The sequence below is a fragment of the Gardnerella lacydonensis genome (assembly GCF_048545055.1).
Lineage (GTDB): Bacteria > Actinomycetota > Actinomycetes > Actinomycetales > Bifidobacteriaceae > Bifidobacterium > Bifidobacterium vaginale_C.
Window position 1 is genome coordinate 417,864 of the sequence record NZ_JBKQXT010000001.1, and the last position, 17,490, is coordinate 435,353.

Consider the following 17,490-nt stretch of genomic DNA (forward strand, 5'->3'; position numbering starts at 1 on the left):
AAGAAGATAAAAGTATGCAAGACGCACAAAATCAAGACACACAAAACCCAGTCAATCGTGTAGAGCAGATGTATGAGTACGGCTACCGAAAGTCAAACTACGGTCCGGACGAGCTTGTAACAGACGCGCACGGAAATCCAATCAGCGTTATGGATGCAATGCTAAGCGCGCAAGATGCAAGCACTGCGCAAACTCAGACCCCGCACTTGTGCTTCTATTCACCTAGAATCCCAGGAAACACAGGCTCTGCGATTCGTCTTTGCGCGGTAACGGGCACCATTTTGCATCTTGTAGAGCCGCTTGGATTTAATCTTCAAGACACAAAGCTTCGCCGCGCGGGTCTTGATTATCACGATATGGCACACGTTGTTATGCACCCGAATTTTGAAAACCTTGTGGAATCAATGCCAAATTCTCGCATAATTGCGTTTACTGCAAATGCCACAAAACTTTACACAGATATTGAGTATAAGCCGAACGATATTCTGCTTTTTGGACCGGAGCCAGGAGATATTCCAGACCCAATGGATATTATGGCTGGTCCTCATGTTGCGGAACAGGTTCGCTTGCCGATGCGTCCTTCGCTTAGAAGCTTAAATCTTACGAATTGCGCATCAATCGCAATTTATGAAGCGTGGCGTCAGCTTGGATTTGAGGGCGGAAAATAGTCTACAGAAAATAGCTTATAGAAAATAGCAAAATAGCCTATAGTCAAAAATAGTCTTAAAACTACTCATGCATTACAATGGTGACTATGCCTGTGTTAAAACGTAAACCGAAGCGGAAGATTAGTGCTGCGCGCCGTCGCATGTACATTCGTCGCCGAATCGTAGTTTGCGTGGGGCTGCTGGCTGTTTTAGTGTTTTGTATCTTTTGCATAATTAGCATTTTTAAAGGCATATCTGCAATTGGAAGTGCTATAAGCAAACATTCAGACGTTACTCTATCTAAACAACTTGTGCCAGATCCAAGGCCTGTTGGAATCATAAAAAAATGTAGTGCAAAAGACGTTCGTATTGAATTAACCTCAGCATCGCAATCTGTACCGATGGGAGGAAGCGTAGAATTTACTGCTCGCATAGTTCATGAAGGAGACGATTCTTGCAGAATAGATGCGTCGGATGGCAGAATGGTGTTGACAATTGGAGACAGCGTAAGTGCTGATAAGTCTGATAAGTCTGATAAATCTGATAAATCCGATAAATCTAGAGAAAAGCAAGAAAAGCAGCAGAAAATAGAGCCGCAGTGGAGATCAGATGTGTGCGAAATTCCACTCAAGCCTTTGTTAATGGCAAAAGGTGATTCGTACGAGAAAAAAATCGTATGGAGTACGGATGCTACAGTCGGAACGCCTACTGGCAAGGATTGCTTAGATGACGCCGACTTGCCTAAAGTTTCGCGCGGAACGTATATTGCACAAATTGAGCATAAAGATGTGTCAGGATTACAAAGCAATCCCGTGGTTATTTCTGTTCGCTAGCACATGCACAAATGGCGCAAAAAGTCGAAGCGAAGGGGTAAAATTGTTTCCTTGTACAAGGTGTGTCATATAGCGGGCATACTCAAGGAACCGAAGAAGGCGCCCGCAAACCCAAAATCATTGATTTTAAGCGCGTTTGCTGCGATTTTCTAAAGCTCCCAAGGATTAAGAAAACTAGCTAGCGATAAAGGAACGTCCATTGGCTGCTGAACAAGCTACGACGAACACCACCAAAGTCATCGCGCGTGCCGACGAGCATAGCATTAAATTGCATAAAGCGTCGGATCGTGTGAATTTCGGCTCCATTTGTGAGCCAATCGATGTGCCATACCTCCTCGGTGTGCAAACCGACAGCTTTGACTGGCTGATCGGCTCCGAGCGTTGGAAGAAGCGCGTCGAAGAAGATGAGGCAAATGGCACTCACACTGTGCCTCATGTCTCTGGTCTGGAAGAAGTGTTCCAAGAGATTTCTCCAATTGAGAATTTTGCTGAGACAATGAGCCTCACATTCTCGGATCCATATTTTGAAGAGCCACGTCACACTGTGCTTGAGTGCAAAGAGAAGGATTACACATATTCCGCTCCTTTGTATGTAAACGCAGAGTTTGAAAACGGCGAAACTGGCGAGATTAAGAGCCAGACTGTGTTTATGGGTGATTTCCCGCTGCAAACACCACACGGAACATTCATTATTGGCGGCACTGAGCGCGTAATCGTGTCCCAGCTTGTGCGTTCCCCAGGCGTGTATTTTGACCGCACGCAAGATCGCACTTCCGACAAAGACGTTTTTGGCGCAAAAATCATTCCAAGTCGCGGAGCGTGGCTTGAGTTTGAGATTGATAAGCGCGATGTTCTTGGCGTGCGCGTAGATCGCAAGCGTAAGCAGTCTGCAATAGTGTTCTTGATGGCAATTGGCATGACTAAGCCAGAAATTGCCGAGGCATTCCAAGGGTATCCTCTTGTTCTCGATGCTCTAGAAAAAGAGCCAATCGACACTCAAAATGATGCTCTTACAGACTTGTATCGCAAGATTCGCCCAGCAGATACCGCAACTCCAGACGCGGGTCGCAATTTGCTCGAATCCTTCTACTTCAACACAAAGCGCTACGATTTGGCGCGCGTTGGTCGCTATAAGATCAATCGCAAGCTTGGTTTGGAAGCGGATTACAACGATCGCAGCTTGAATCGCGAAGACATTATCGCCACAATCAAGTATTTGGTTACTTTGCACTCGGGCGAAAAGACCTTCCCAGGCAAGCGTGATGGCGAAGATGTACAGTTGCGTGTAGACGTGGACGATATTGATCACTTTGGAAACCGTCGAATCCGTCAGGTTGGCGAGCTTGTACAGAATCAGATTCGTACTGGCTTAAGCCGTATGGAGCGCGTTGTGCGCGAGCGCATGACCACGCAAGATGCTGAGGCGATTACACCACAGTCTTTGATTAACATTCGACCAGTTAACGCTACTATTAAGGAGTTCTTCGGAACTTCTCAGCTTAGCCAGTTTATGGATCAGAACAATCCTTTGGCAGGTGTTACAAACAAGCGTCGTCTTTCGGCTCTTGGTCCTGGTGGTCTTTCTAGAGATCGCGCATCTATGGAAGTTCGAGACGTGCACCCATCCCACTTTGGTCGTATGTGCCCAATCGAATCCCCAGAAGGTCCAAACATCGGTCTTATCGGTTCGCTTGCAACCTTTGGTCGCATCAACCCATTCGGCTTTATTGAAACACCTTATCGTAAGGTTGTTAATGGTCATGTGACTAACGAAGTCGAATATATGACTGCAGATCGCGAAGCCGAACACGTTATTGCTCAGGCAAATCAGGAACTCGATGAAAATGGCAACTTTGTTGGCACTCAGGCACTTGCTCGTGTTGACGAAGAAGAAGCAGTCGATGTGCCTGTAAGCACTGTTGACTACATGGATGTTTCCCCACGACAGATGGTTTCTCTTGGCGCAAGCTTGATTCCATTCTTGGAGCACGATGAAGGCCACCGTGCTTTGATGGGTACTAACATGCAGCGTCAGGCTGTGCCGCTTATTAAGTCGGAGCGTCCACTTGTTGGTACGGGTTCCGAATGGCGTGCTGCAGTTGATTCTGGAGACGTGATTCTTTCCGAAAAGCCAGGCGTTGTAACCTACGTTTCTGCAGATATTATTCGCGTTATGAACGATGACGGAACTCAATCTAGCTACAAGCTTTCCAAGTTCCAGCGTTCCAACCAGACTACCTGCTACAACCAGGTGCCGCTTATTAAAGATGGCGAGCGTGTGGAAGCAGGAACTGTTTTGGCTGATGGTCCTGCAACAGACAAGGGCGAGCTTGCACTCGGAAAGAATTTGCTCGTTGCGTTTATGCCTTGGAACGGCTACAACTATGAGGATGCTGTGATTATCTCTCAGCGACTCGTGCAAGACGATACGCTTTCTTCGATTCACATTGAAGAGTACGAGATTGACGCGCGCGAAACCAAGCTTGGTGCAGAAGAGATTACTCGCGACCTTCCAAACGTTGGCGAAGACGCTATTGCAAACCTCGATGAGCGCGGTATTATTCGCATTGGTGCCGAGGTTGAAGCTGGCGACATTTTGGTTGGTAAGGTAACGCCTAAGGGCGAGACTGAGCTTACTCCAGAAGAGCGCTTGCTTCGTGCGATCTTTGGCGAAAAGAGCCGTGAAGTTCGAGACACTTCTTTGCGCGTGCCACACGGCGAAACTGGTACTGTGATTGCTGTTAAGGAAATCACTCGTGAAGACGCTGAAGATGATGGCGATGAGCTTCCAAATGGCGTAAACCAGATGATTCGCGTTTACATTGCTCAGCATCGTAAGATTACGCAGGGCGATAAGCTTTCTGGTCGTCACGGCAACAAGGGTGTTATTTCCCGCATTTTGCCAGAAGAGGATATGCCATTCTTGGCTGATGGTACTCCAGTTGACATTATGCTTAACCCGTTGGGTGTGCCTTCTCGAATGAACTTGGGTCAGGTGCTCGAGCTTCACTTGGGTTGGATTGCTCACGCTGGCTGGGATATTAATTTGGATCCAGACCTTGAGGCTGCTTGGAAGAAGTATGTGCCAGAAGGTGCTGAGCATGGCGATCCATGCACTCCTGTTGCAACTCCAGTGTTCGACGGTGTTCGTCCAGAGACTTTGAAGGGTCTTTTGAGTACGACTCTTACCGATCGCGACGGCAATAAGCTCGTTGGTTCCGACGGTAAGGCAACATTGTTCGATGGTCGCACTGGTGAGCCATTCCCTAAGCCAATTTCTGTTGGTTACATGTACATCTTGAAGCTGCATCACTTGGTTGATGATAAGATTCACGCTCGTTCCACTGGTCCTTACTCTATGATTACCCAGCAGCCGTTGGGTGGTAAGGCGCAGTTCGGCGGCCAGCGCTTCGGCGAAATGGAAGTGTGGGCGCTTGAGGCTTATGGTGCTGCTTACACATTGCACGAAATGATGACCACAAAGTCTGATGACGTTGACGGTCGCGTGCGCGTGTATGGCGCTATTGTCAAGGGCGATAACCTTCCACCAGCTGGTATTCCTGAGTCCTTCAAGGTGTTGCTCAAGGAAATGCAGTCGCTCTCCTTGAATGTTGAGGTGCTTAACTCCGAAGGAGTGGCAATTGACATGAAGGATGAGGATGATGATCCGGTGTCGTCTTCTGAAGATTTGGGCTTCAACATTGGTGCGCGACCAGATTCGTCCGCCAAGGAAGATCAAGTTATTCAAGAACCTGAATACCAGTGATACCAGTGATACCAGTGATATCAGTGATTAGAAATCACTTAATCACTAATCACTAATCACTTTAAGAAACTTAGAAAAACAATTTCATGAGACAGGACGATAATAGTGCTGGACGTCAACGCATTTGACAAACTGAGGATTGGACTGGCAACCGCCGACGACATCCGTAGCTGGAGCCACGGCGAAGTTAAGAAGCCAGAAACCATTAATTACCGTACCCTTAAACCAGAGAAGGATGGTCTGTTCGGTGAGCAGATTTTTGGTCCTACTCGCGACTGGGAGTGCGCGTGCGGCAAGTATAAGCGCGTGCGCTTTAAGGGAATCGTGTGCGAGCGATGCGGCGTGGAAGTTACACGCAGCCGCGTTCGCCGTGAACGCATGGGTCATATTGAGCTTGCGGCTCCTGTAACACACATTTGGTTCTTCAAGGGTGTGCCAAGCCGCTTAGGTTACCTGCTTGATATTGCTCCAAAAGACCTAGAGAAGGTCATCTACTTCGCTGCCTATATGGTTACTAAGGTAGATGAAGAACAGCGTCATCAAGATCTTCCAGATTTGCAAGACGAGTTCGATACTGAAATCGGCAATCTTCGTAAGCGCCGCGACAATGAGATTGAAGCTCACGCAAAGAAGGTAGAAGAAGACCTGCACGAGCTGGAAGAATCAGGCGAAGCAAAGGGCAACGCAAAGTCTAAGTTGCGTGCTGGAGCAGAGCGAGAAATGGCTGCTATTCGTACTCGCTACGATGAGCAGATTCAGCGTTTGAACGCAGTTTTCGATCGTTTCAAGGGCTTGCGCGCAGGAGATATGGAAGGCGATGTAGACCTTTGGCGAGAAATGGAAGACCGCTACGGTGACTATTTTGAAGGCTGCATGGGTGCTGAAGCAATCAAGAAGCGCTTGCAGGACTTCGACCTTAAGTCTGCTGCCGTAGAACTTCGCGAAGAAATCGACAATGGTACTGGTCAGCGCAAGGCGCGCGCTTTGAAGCGACTTAAAGTTGTAAACGCGTTCCTTACCACTGGAAACAAGCCAGAAGCAATGGTTTTGGATGTTATTCCAGTTATTCCACCAGATTTGCGACCAATGGTTCAGCTCGATGGTGGACGCTTTGCAACATCTGATTTGAACGACTTGTATCGTCGCGTAATCAACCGTAACAATCGTTTGAAGAGGTTGATTGAACTTGGTGCCCCTGAAATCATGCTTAACAACGAAAAGCGCATGCTTCAGGAAGCAGTTGATTCACTCTTCGACAACGGTCGTCGTGGTCGCCCAGTAACTGGCGCATCGAACCGTCCACTAAAGTCGCTTTCCGATATGCTTAAAGGTAAGCAGGGTCGATTCCGTCAGAACTTGCTCGGTAAGCGAGTTGATTATTCTGGTCGTTCCGTAATCGTTGTTGGCCCAAGCCTTCGCATGCATCAGTGTGGTTTGCCTAAGCCAATGGCGTTGGAGCTGTTTAAGCCATTCGTTATTAAGCGTTTGGTAGATCAGGGCTTTGCTCAGAATATGAAGAGCGCAAAGCGTCTTGTAGATCGCGGAGATTCCGAGGTTTGGGGCGTGCTTGAGGAAGTTATTTCTGAGCATCCTGTGCTTCTTAACCGTGCTCCTACACTTCACCGTTTGGGTATTCAGGCATTCGAGCCAATTCTGGTTGAAGGTAAAGCAATTCACCTTCCACCACTTGCTTGCGCCGCATTCAACGCCGACTTCGATGGTGACCAGATGGCAGTGCACCTGCCACTTTCCGCCGAAGCTCAGGCAGAAGCTCGTAGCTTGATGATGGCATCCGACAATATCTTGAAGCCAGCAGATGGTCACACTGTTACCATGCCATCTCAGGATATGATTTTGGGCTTGTACTACTTGTCTACCGTAATTGACGGAGCAAAGGGTCAAGGACGAATCTTCTCCTCGCTTGCCGAAGCGCAAATGGCACTCGACAAGCATGAGATTGACATGCAGGCAAAGGTATTAATCCGCGTGCCAGAAGACTTTGTGCTACCAAAGGATTGGGAGCCAGGAGAACTTAAGGTCGTAGACCCAGAGCCAGGCAGCCCAGATGTTGTTCATGAAGAGCGCTTTAAGGATGGAACTGTATTGTTCGCCACATCCTACGGTCGCGTGTTGTTTAACGGCACTCTTCCAGAGGACTATCCGTTTGTAAACCAGCAGGTTCCAAAGGGTGTTCTCTCCAAGATTGTTGACGATATTGCTACACGTTATTCCACTGCTCAGGTAGCCGCATCCCTTGATGCTTTGAAGGATCTTGGCTTTACTCGAGCACCTTGGTCTGGCGTTACAATGGCATTCTCTGATATTGTGCTTCCTCCAAATCGTGAGGCTATTGCACAAGACTACGAGAATCAGGCTGCAAAGATTAACTCCCAGTACGATATGGGTCTTCTTACAGATGAAGAGCGTCGTCAAGAGTTGATTAACTTGTGGACTGAATGCACCGATAAAGTTGCAGATGCTATGCGCGAGAACTTCCATGATGATAACAACGTGAACATCATGGTTCAGTCTGGTGCACGCGGTAACTGGATGCAGATTCGTCAGATTGCTGGTATGCGAGGCTTAGTGGCAAACCCTAAGGGTGAGATTATTCCTCGTCCTGTCAAGTCAAACTACCGTGATGGTCTTTCTGTGTTGGAGTACTTCATCTCCCAGCACGGTGCGCGTAAGGGCTTGGCTGATACCGCACTTCGTACTGCAGAATCTGGTTACTTGACTCGTCGTCTTGTTGACGTTTCTCAGGAAGTTATTGTTCGTGAGGAAGATTGCGGCACAAAGCGTGGTCTTATGATGAAGATTGCGGACCGCGACGAAAATGGCAATTTGACGCTTGTTAAGGCTGCTGATGGTGGTCCATACTCGCGCTTGCTTGCTGCAGACGTGCTTGATCCAGCAGACGGTACAACCGTTTTGGCTAAGTGTGGTGACGCGCTTTCGATGGATGTTTTGCGTGACTTGGTTGCGCACGGTGTCGAAGAAGTTAAGGCTCGTTCTGTGCTTACTTGCGAGTCTAAGCGTGGCGTTTGCGCAAAGTGCTACGGTTGGTCTTTGGCTACAAGCTCTCTTGTTGATGTTGGCGAGGCTGTTGGTATTGTTGCAGCACAGTCTATTGGTGAGCCTGGTACGCAGCTTACGCTTCGTTCCTTCCACTCTGGTGGTGTTGCTTCGGCTTCTGATATTACGCAGGGTCTTCCTCGTGTTACCGAGCTTTTCGAGGCTCGTACGCCTAAGGGCGAGGCTCCAATTGCTGAGTTCCCAGGTGTTGTGAAGGTTGAGGATACTGACCATGGTCGTCAGGTGACTTTGACTCCAGACGATACTACGGTTGAGCCAATCGTTTACCCAGTAACTCGTCGTGCTCCAATGCTTGTTAAGGATGGAGACCACGTTGAGGTTGGTACACAGCTGATTGAAGGTTCTGTGGATCCTAAGAAGATTCTGCGAATTCTTGGTCCTCGTGCTGCTCAGGTGAACATTGTGGAAGAAGTGCACAACGTGTACCGTTCTCAGGGCGTTGATATTCACGATAAGCATATTGAGGTTATTGTGCACCAGATGCTTCGCCGTATTACGGTGATTGATTCTGGAGACACGAACCTTCTTCCAGGCGAACTTGTGGATCAGGCTAAGTTCCGCGAGGCAAATCTTGAGGCTGTTAAGAATGGTGGTAAGCCTGCTGCTGGTCGTCCAGAGCTTATGGGTATTACAAAGGCTTCTTTGGCTACAGATTCTTGGCTTTCTGCCGCATCCTTCCAGGAGACTACACGCGTGCTTACTGAAGCTGCTTTGAGTCAGAAGGAAGATGATCTTAAGGGCTTGAAGGAGAACGTTATTATTGGTAAGCTCATCCCAGCTGGTACTGGTTTGGCGCGTTATCGTAATGCGGATGTCTTTGCAGATCCAGAGGTGCGTGATGCTGTTTATCCAAACCTTGGTTTGGGTGGAGCAAATGGCACTCCGTCAAACTTTGGCGAGAGCAACATGGGAGATGTTGATTTCTCGAACATTGATTTTGGCGACATGCAGCTTGGGGATGAGTTTAATCCAGATGACTTCCTTGATGATCAGGGTGGTCAGGGTGATTATGACGATGACCTTAACTAATCAGACTATGTATAGCTGGCGATTTTAGGCTATCCATACTGTTTATGGGTGATTTGCTTAAATCTTTAGGTTTGGTTTTGCTAGTCTGAATCGAATTAGCCGTTGCAAGTTGTTTTATGCATCTTGCAGCGGCTTTTTGTTTTACACATTTTTGTTTTACACGTCTTGCGCGGCTTTTTGTTTTTTGTGCGTTTACTTTCTCCTGCTTTTGTTTCTTTTTGCCCGTGTTTGTTTACGTATTGTGTTGAATGGTAAACAAAAGCGTGAATGCTTGCCCGAGTTTGTTTACGTATTGGGTCAAATGGTAAACAAAAGTAGGAATGCTTGCCCGAGTTTGTTTACGTATTGGGTCAAATGGTAAACAAAAGTAGGAATGCTTGCCCGAGTTTGTTTACGTATTGGATCAAATGGTAAACAAAAGTAGGAATGCTTGCCCGAGTTTGTTCCCATTTTGGGTCGAATGGTAAACAAAAGCGGGAAAATCACAAGAACTCAGTCATTACTATTGGAATGTATTCCAGCATTCCGTTATGTTGGTAGTCTTTCGTATAAATCAGAATTTCCCGTGCGATTCGCGAAGAAAACTTGCGCGCGAAAGTATCAAGCGAAGCATGCGTTTTATAACCTGAGCTCTTTACTTCAATCGGCACAATCTTGTTCTTATCAGCAATCAAGAAATCTACTTCATAGCTGCGATTGTTGTGATTATTGCAATTATCGTGATTGTCAATCTCAACATTAGTATCGTCCGCGATTAAGCGCGCGTCGCCGTCCATAAAAGTGTGATAATACAATTCGTGTCCATGAGTGCTCAAAGTTTGAGCAACAATATTTTCGTATACATAACCTAGATTTACTTGCAACTTATCGTTTAACAATCGCATATAAATGTCGTTGCTTGTAAAAGACTTGTCTTTAAATGCTAACGTAACAAACAAACCAGTATCTGCAAGAAAGAGTTTGAACTTAGATAAATCTTTGTGTTGAGACATTCCAGAATTAGGATCGTTAGTATGGTGGGAGATTAGCACAGTTCCAGAATCTTCTAGTTGAGCTAGTTGTTCAAGAACAGTATTTGCTCTGTTGCCAGCAAGAACGCTCGAAACATGGTAACGGGAAGTGTTAGACATGAGTTGAGCTGGAATGGAATCAAAAATTGCAGATATTTTACCAGTAGGGTCTATTTTTCTAAAATCATCTTCGTAAAGTGAAAGAATATCGCGTTTTACTCTATCTACAACACTAAAATCGTTGGTTTCAATATAGCTTTCAACAGCTTGTGGCATTCCTCCAACAAGCATATAAAGTCTAAAATCTCTTAGCATTTTTCTGCATGCTGCTTGACCGATTGGTTTTTTAGAATCGTAGAGTTTTTTTAGAAGCGGAATGGTTGTATTGTCGCCAAGTGCCCACTTAAATTCCTCATAATCCATAGGATGCATTTTTAGTTTGCGTTCTTCGCTTGGAATAAGAATATTTTTAACGTTTTTGTGGATTGAAATTAGTGAGCCCGTTTCTATGTAGTCGTATCTTCCGTCGTTGACTAGGGCTTTAATTGCTTGGCGCGCTTTTGGGCAGAGTTGAACTTCATCAAAAATAATGCACGACTTGCGTTCTTTGAGGCTTGTTTTATACGCTAGCTGGAGTTGCAGAAAGATGTAGTTTAAATCTGAAAGGTCTTCGAATAGTTGTTTTACTTCTGGAGATGCTGTGTAAAAATCCACTAAGATGTAGCTTTCGTACTCATTTTGCGCAAACTCTTTGACGATAGTGGATTTTCCTACGCGACGTGGTCCTTCTATGAGCAGTGCTGTTTTTCCGTTGGAAGAGTTTTTCCAATTGAGCATTTGTGAGTAGATTTTGCGTGGAAATTTGCGCATAGTGTATGTTGTGCTAGATGCTGATTGATTAAGGTTATAAATCATTGTAATTCCGCCATTCTTTGCAAAATCGATTATTTTATTTTAGCAAATTTTTGCAGAATCGACAATTTTATTTTGATGATTTATTGCAGAATCGACATTTTTGATATGAAAATGCGACCTTGGTTGATTTGGCTGCTTTTGTTTCTTTTTCCTGTTTTTGTTTCTTTTTGCCCGTGTTTGTTCCCTTTTTGGGTCAAATGGTAAACGAAAGCGTGAATGCTTGCCCGTGTTTGTTTACGTATTGTGTTGAATGGTAAACAAAAGCGGGAACGATTGCCCGTGTTTGTTTACGTATTGTGTTGAATGGTAAACAAAAGCGGGAATGCTTGCCCGTGTTTGTTTACGTATTGTGTTGAATGGTAAACAAAAGCAAGAACGATTGCCCGAGTTTGTTTACGTATTTGGCGATTTTGGGAACAAACGCGGGGCATTGATTTGCGGTAGCACTTAAAACGGTTACCACGCAAGTACACTCTTATTTATCTTAATTACACTCTTATTTATATTGAGTACACTCTTATTTACCTTAATTACCTTATTTATAAGCCTTGGGAATCCCTGCCAAAGTTAGCTTCTGCTCGAGTTTTTGTGGATCAATGACTTCCGCAAAGTCGAAGCGAACGATTTTGCTCACTCCGCAGTCATATAGGTACCTCTCCCGATCGCGTTCTTTTCGTACGGCATCGCGGTCGTATCGAAGCAGCATATTTTCTTCATGAAGGTCAGTGATAATAGTATTTTTAGAAGATTCTTGACTAATATTGCAAACAGAGCTTTTCCCACATTCAATCAAATATTTATCGGTACCATCAAATTCTCCGACTATAAGATTTCCATTGACATTCCATGCAAAATCTGCGCGTAATGGATAATTTGGGTTTTTATTGTTCGGGAATTCATATTGGATTTGAGGCACAATGAACCCAAGTTCAATAATTGTTGCTCGAGCCAAAGATTCGCCTGCATTTTCGCTTTTAGCTGATGCAAAATTGCATAAAAGTTTCAATCGAGATAATGCGTCAGTGTAGTCAATGTTTGAAAAATAGGGGTTGTCGATTTTTCTAAGATACGGGTCGTCTTGCAATTGTGACGCATTATACTGATAGCGCGCAAATCTGTAAAACTCACTACATACGTTGTAAATTTTCTTTAGATTCTCGCCTTTTTGAGAAGCAGAATCAAAAGTTGGCAGGGCTATTCTAAATGGATTAGTCCATGCTTCAACGAATAGGGTGTTGTAAGTACTTGCGACATGGGACATTGCATCTTCCTCCATTGTTTTAATGTGACCGAACGTGGAGGTTTTCTTTTCATTTGTGTGCTTGCAGGTTTTTACATTTGAATCGCAAGTATTTGGTGAATTCGGTTTCTTGCATCTTTTGTAACATTCTTCAAGCCTAATGCCATTCTCGTCCTCAATAATATCTGGGAGATGTATGCGTTTGAGCTGCCGTCTAGCTATCTTTTTTGTAGACTTTTCACTAGTATCGGTCAAATTTTTGTCAGCATATGCGCAAGATACGTGTATGTTTATTGCCTTTGGCTGATTGCTATATAGCTTGATGACTTCAAACCCCTTTAGTGCGGCGGCGGTTTCTCCAGTGAACTTCCATTCCTTAATCTTTATTTTTTGAGTAAGTGGGATGGCTATGTGTAGAACCTTGTCCTTGTATGATAGTCGCTGCCAATAGTTGCTTATAGCATAAAGTCCGCGATATGGTTCAACCAAATTGTTGGACTTTAAGTGTGTCCTTAAACTTTTGCGACACTTGGTGTATGAAGCCATCAAGCAGGAGTTGTGACTTTCAGCTTTTAAAATGTCAGATAATAATTTACTGTTATTCATGCTGACGATGTTATTGTTATGAAATTATTATTGCAAGATATTTTTTGCAATGTGGTTAAAGCCTATGCTTTATGCACATTCTTTCATATGACTTGACAAAATTGATTTTGTGTGTATGTGATTTTGGCTTGATTTGGCTTGGTGTTTGTTCTCGATTTTCCCGAGTTTGTTCCCATTTTGTGTGTTTTGGTAAACAAAAGTGGGGATGCTTGCCTGTGTTTGTTTACGTATTGGGTTGAGTGGGGAACAAAAGCGGGAACACTTTCCCGAGTTTGTTCCCATTTTGTGTGTTTTGGTAAACAAAAGCGGGGATTATTGCCTGTGTTTGTTTACGTTTTGGGTTGAGTGGGAAACGAAAGCGGGGATGATTGCCTGAGTTTGTTTATGTTTTGGGTTGAGTGGGAAACGAAAGTGGGGATGCTTGCCCGTGTTTGTTTACGTTTTGGGTTGAGTGGGAAACGAAAGCGGGGATGATTGCCTGAGTTTGTTTATGTTTTGGGTTGAGTGGGAAACGAAAGTGGGGATGCTTGCCCGTGTTTGTTTATGTTTTGGGTTGAGTGGGAAACGAAAGTGGGGATGCTTGCCCGTGTTTGTTTACGTTTTGGGTCGAGTGGGAAACAAACGCTGGCACGGCGAAGAAGTGAGAGCCGCAATACGCGCGAGGGATAACGACGCGGTTAATTCGACACGCCGAGGTGCGATTTTAGCAAAAATTCGGAAAGAATTTTTAACAATTTTAATCACTTGTTAAGCTGAGAAAACCCTGATATTTCAACAATACCGGGGGGGGGGGTATTAAAAGCTTATTTTAGTAATCTTTTGTTAGTTGATTTTTAGGTGATTTTCATACCACAAAATGCTAGTCTGATTTAGTAAATGAAGGTTTGGTGCACAGCTTTAGTGCGCCTAGAAGCCCGGTGAGAGGAATCTGTAATTCGCAATATTTATGCGATTTTGCGGAAAAGTCTAATCACATGGGCGATTCTTTCTAAACACAAAATTCTCATAACGAGATGTACTCTAAAGAAGAGAGGGAACATGCGTTTAAATACGAATTCGCTGAAGCGCACCGTTGCTGTTTTGGCGGCGGTTTGCACGCTTGGAACTTGCTGTATTGCTGGCTCTGTTGCTTATGCAGACCCTAATGCTGGTGCTGGTGTTGACACTGGAAACATTAATCAGGGCAAAAAGAGCGCTACATCCATTATTATTCATAAGTATCAGGGTCCTGCAACTGGTGACCGATCTGATGGTACTGTTAAGACTTTAACTGGTAAGAATCCAGTTAAGGGCGTTAAGTTTACTCTATGGCGAGTAAAGAAGGGTGCTGATGAAATTGACCTTTCTACGTCTGAAGGCTGGAAGAAGATCAAAGGCTTAGATAATTTAGTTGAAACAGCTACCACTGGTACGAATAAGAAAACGGCTTCCGATTTTATTAATGGTGCTCAATCTGAATTTGTTAAAGCTGATACAAATGGTACTGAGAAAACAACCGATGATAATGGTGAAGCCAAGTTTGAAAATCTTGCGATGGGTCTCTACTACATCGAAGAAACCGATACTTCTGGTGCACAATTACAAGAAAACAACGTGTGGAAAAAGGTTTCCATTACAAAGCGTGTTTCTCCGTTCTTTGTGACCACGCCTCTTCCAAATCCTAAAGACAAGACTAATCCTTGGATTTACGATGTTAACGTGTATCCAAAGAATGATACAAGCAAGGAACGTCCAACTAAGACAGTTAGTGAGTTAAGTCGTAAGGACTTGACGAAGGATAATAAAACCACTATAACTTGGAAGATTGCGATTCCTCTCACAGCTCCTAAGGATGGTAATAAGTACGAGAAGATCGGTTTTAAGGATAAGCTAGAAACTGGTTTAACTTACGATAAGATTAAAAGTGCGAATCTTGTAACTTATACTGATGCTGGTACAAAAGATACAAGTGCAACTGACGTACCTCTTACTCTTAATACTCATTACACAGTTACAAGTGATAATGGTTTAGTCGCATTCTCTCTTACTAATACCGAATCTACTGGTGGTCTTAAGAAAGCATATGATGCTTATACTTCAGCCACTGGTGGGAAAGTTGTTAAGCTTGAGGTAGAGCTTGTCACTAAAGTTGCTGATGATGTTAAGGACATTGCTAACGTAGCCAATACATACGTTGATGATAATAAGACTGGTAACGGTGACGGTAATGATCCATGTACACCAACCAAGAAAGATGGTGACTGCGGTGGTGACGACATTCCTAATGATACCGCCCACTTTGGTACGTTGACTGTTAATAAGGTTACGGAAGAAATCGGCGCAGCTGGTGATAAGAAAAAGTTGCCTTTGAATGATGCAAAGTTTAATGTGTATGAAATTACTGCTGATAAGCAAGCTTCAGATATTAAAACTGCTGAAAAGCAAGGTGATGGTAGTTTTAAGCTTAAAGGCAACGATGGTACTGAGATTAGTAGTAAAAAAGTAGAAACTACTTTGACTACTAAAACAATCGGAGATAAAAAAGGTACAGATTCCGTAAGATTGTTCGTCTACAATTCAAAGGAAACTAATCCTGCTGTAACGACTAAGCTTTACTGCGTGGTTGAGACTGATGCTCCTGCCGGTTATTTGCTTGATTCTACTCCTAAGTGCGTTGCTTTGAAGGCAGATACTGCTGAAAATGCAACGACGAACAATACTAAGGAAATCGAAAACAAGAAAGCCACTGGCTTAGACAAGATCCTCTCGGCACTGCCAATGACTGGTGCGCGCGGCTTGGTATTGCTCACCGCATTCGGCATTGTTGGCTTGGGCGGCACGTTGTTCTACATCATCACTCGTCGTCGCAAGGAACAAGAAGAAGCGTAAGGCTTACTTGGTTTTGTGATTATTTTGTGATTGTTTTGTGATTTAAGCTGTATGCGAGTGTTTGCGTATTCAAGTGAGTGAATTGCGCGGATTCGCGAATACTCGCATCGGCTCACAAAATCGAAAATCAAATCGAAAATAAAGTCGCAGATTAAATCACAAATAAAGTCACAAATAAAGTCACAAGTCCAGTTTCAAGTCCAATCGCAAAGCAACAAATGCTTAGGTTTTTATTCTTAAATCGAAACGTTGCGGTTAAGCATAAGAAACGCGATAAACGAAAGTGGAGATTTTCTAAATCTTCTATCGTTCCAGCGCTTCTATTAACCGCATCGTTCGCCTCACTGTTATACCCACATGCAGCAATGTGGTTAAGCCAGTATCACATGTCGGAAGTAGCTGCGGAATACGCTAAGCTAATCACGCATGCTGTTCCGGCTCCGCATGAGCAGCTTGCTCGCGCGCGCGAATACAATCGCAAGCTATCCGTAGGTGCAATATATGAGGCGAACACGAATATTCCAACATCTCATGGCGAAACGTCTGACGTTAGTCAAAACTATTGGGATCAGTTGAAAGCGAATGACGATGGTCTTATGGCTCGCCTTCGCATTAAGAAAATTGACCTAGATTTGCCTGTGTATCACGGTACGCAGGATGCTACTTTGCTTAAGGGACTTGGGCATTTGCGCGGTACTTCTCTTCCAGTTGGAGGATTAGGGACTCGTTCCGTGATTACTGGCCACCGTGGTTTGGCTAGTGCGGAAATGTTTACGAGATTGGATGAGATAGATAAGGGCGATTCTTTTACGATCGAGGTTTTTGACGAGATTCTCACTTACAAGGTGATAGAAAAAATTGTTGTAAACCCAGACGAAACAAAGAAGATTGCTGCAGTGCCAGGCAAGGATCTTGTGACTCTGATTACTTGCACGCCGCTTGGAATCAACACACAGAGAATCTTGGTGACGGGGGAGCGAGTAATACCGACTCCTGCCGCGGACAAGTCTTTGCTTGGTAAAAAGCCAGATGTTCCGAGATTCCCGTGGTGGATTGTTGGGAGCATTGCAAGCCTAAGTGTGGTTGGAGGCTACATTTACTGGGCTGGTCTGCCGATTGTTAAGAAGAAAAAGAAGAAAAACGATAAGCAGAACGGCGATGATCGAAATAATGGTGATGACCATGGTGATAGCAATGGTGATCATGATAGTGATCGAAATGGTGATGACCATACGAATGATGCTCTTTGGCTTGGCATTTATGGCGACCAAAACAAGCAGATGTATAGGAATTCTGAAGAAGCGAGAAGGATTAGTCAGGAATCCTTTGAGTCGATTATTGATGGTTTTGCGCAGGGCAAGCGTCCGAAGGCTTCAAAGCTTAAAAAATTGAAAAGTTGATGCGTTAAATAGTTTTATGCGTTTAATAAGTTGATACGTTCAGTAATTTTATGCGTTAAAAAGTTGATGCGTTAAAAAAG

General features: G+C 44.5%; 8 protein-coding genes. 6 read left to right on the forward strand and 2 right to left on the reverse strand.

Going from position 1 to position 17,490, the window contains the following annotated elements; all coding sequences use genetic code 11:
• Positions 1–14 precede the first annotated feature (14 nt).
• The 4 genes from ACJV45_RS01910 (at position 15) to ACJV45_RS01925 (ending at position 9,371) form a co-directional block, all read left to right on the forward strand.
• Entirely contained in the window at positions 15–668 is a 654-nt protein-coding gene (locus tag ACJV45_RS01910) for a tRNA (cytidine(34)-2'-O)-methyltransferase (protein WP_419397539.1), read from the forward strand.
• Between the two features lie 77 nt (positions 669–745).
• Entirely contained in the window at positions 746–1,480 is a 735-nt protein-coding gene (locus ACJV45_RS01915) for a peptide ABC transporter permease (protein WP_415686117.1), read from the forward strand.
• 199 nt (positions 1,481–1,679) lie between these two features.
• Positions 1,680–5,246 (forward strand): DNA-directed RNA polymerase subunit beta, encoded by a 3,567-nt coding sequence (gene rpoB / locus ACJV45_RS01920; RefSeq protein WP_020761981.1) that lies wholly within the window; start codon positions 1,680–1,682, stop codon positions 5,244–5,246.
• A 105-nt stretch (positions 5,247–5,351) separates the two neighbouring features.
• Complete coding sequence (locus ACJV45_RS01925; RefSeq protein ID WP_419397518.1) at positions 5,352–9,371, forward strand: DNA-directed RNA polymerase subunit beta'; 4,020 nt, start codon at positions 5,352–5,354, stop codon at positions 9,369–9,371.
• A 482-nt stretch (positions 9,372–9,853) separates the two neighbouring features.
• Here the strand turns inward: ACJV45_RS01925 and ACJV45_RS01930 are convergent, their stop codons facing one another.
• A complete protein-coding gene (locus tag ACJV45_RS01930; protein WP_419397519.1) occupies positions 9,854–11,296 on the reverse strand; it encodes an ATP-binding protein in 1,443 nt (480 codons plus the stop codon).
• Positions 11,297–11,831: 535 nt separating this feature from the next.
• Positions 11,832–13,025, reverse strand: coding sequence for a hypothetical protein (locus tag ACJV45_RS01935; RefSeq protein WP_032836451.1), 1,194 nt, complete (start codon positions 13,023–13,025; stop codon positions 11,832–11,834).
• Positions 13,026–14,180: 1,155 nt separating this feature from the next.
• Between ACJV45_RS01935 and ACJV45_RS01940 the strand changes: the two genes are divergently transcribed.
• Together ACJV45_RS01940 and ACJV45_RS01945 are read left to right on the forward strand one after the other, a co-directional pair.
• Complete coding sequence (locus ACJV45_RS01940) at positions 14,181–16,010, forward strand: SpaH/EbpB family LPXTG-anchored major pilin (protein WP_419397520.1); 1,830 nt, start codon at positions 14,181–14,183, stop codon at positions 16,008–16,010.
• Between the two features lie 218 nt (positions 16,011–16,228).
• On the forward strand, positions 16,229–17,410 hold the full coding sequence (locus ACJV45_RS01945) for a class C sortase (protein WP_419397521.1): 1,182 nt from the start codon (positions 16,229–16,231) through the stop codon (positions 17,408–17,410).
• Positions 17,411–17,490: the final 80 nt, after the last annotated feature.

Bases quoted from the DNA above. Each gene is read 5' to 3' on its own strand.
- ACJV45_RS01910 (WP_419397539.1), top strand. From the start codon at position 15: ATGCAAGACGCACAAAATCAAGACACACAAAACCCAGTCAATCGTGTA.
- ACJV45_RS01915 (WP_415686117.1), top strand. From the start codon at position 746: ATGGTGACTATGCCTGTGTTAAAACGTAAACCGAAGCGGAAGATTAGT.
- ACJV45_RS01930 (WP_419397519.1), bottom strand. From the start codon at position 11,296: ATGATTTATAACCTTAATCAATCAGCATCTAGCACAACATACACTATG.
- ACJV45_RS01940 (WP_419397520.1), top strand. From the start codon at position 14,181: ATGCGTTTAAATACGAATTCGCTGAAGCGCACCGTTGCTGTTTTGGCG.
- ACJV45_RS01945 (WP_419397521.1), top strand. From the start codon at position 16,229: ATGCTTAGGTTTTTATTCTTAAATCGAAACGTTGCGGTTAAGCATAAG.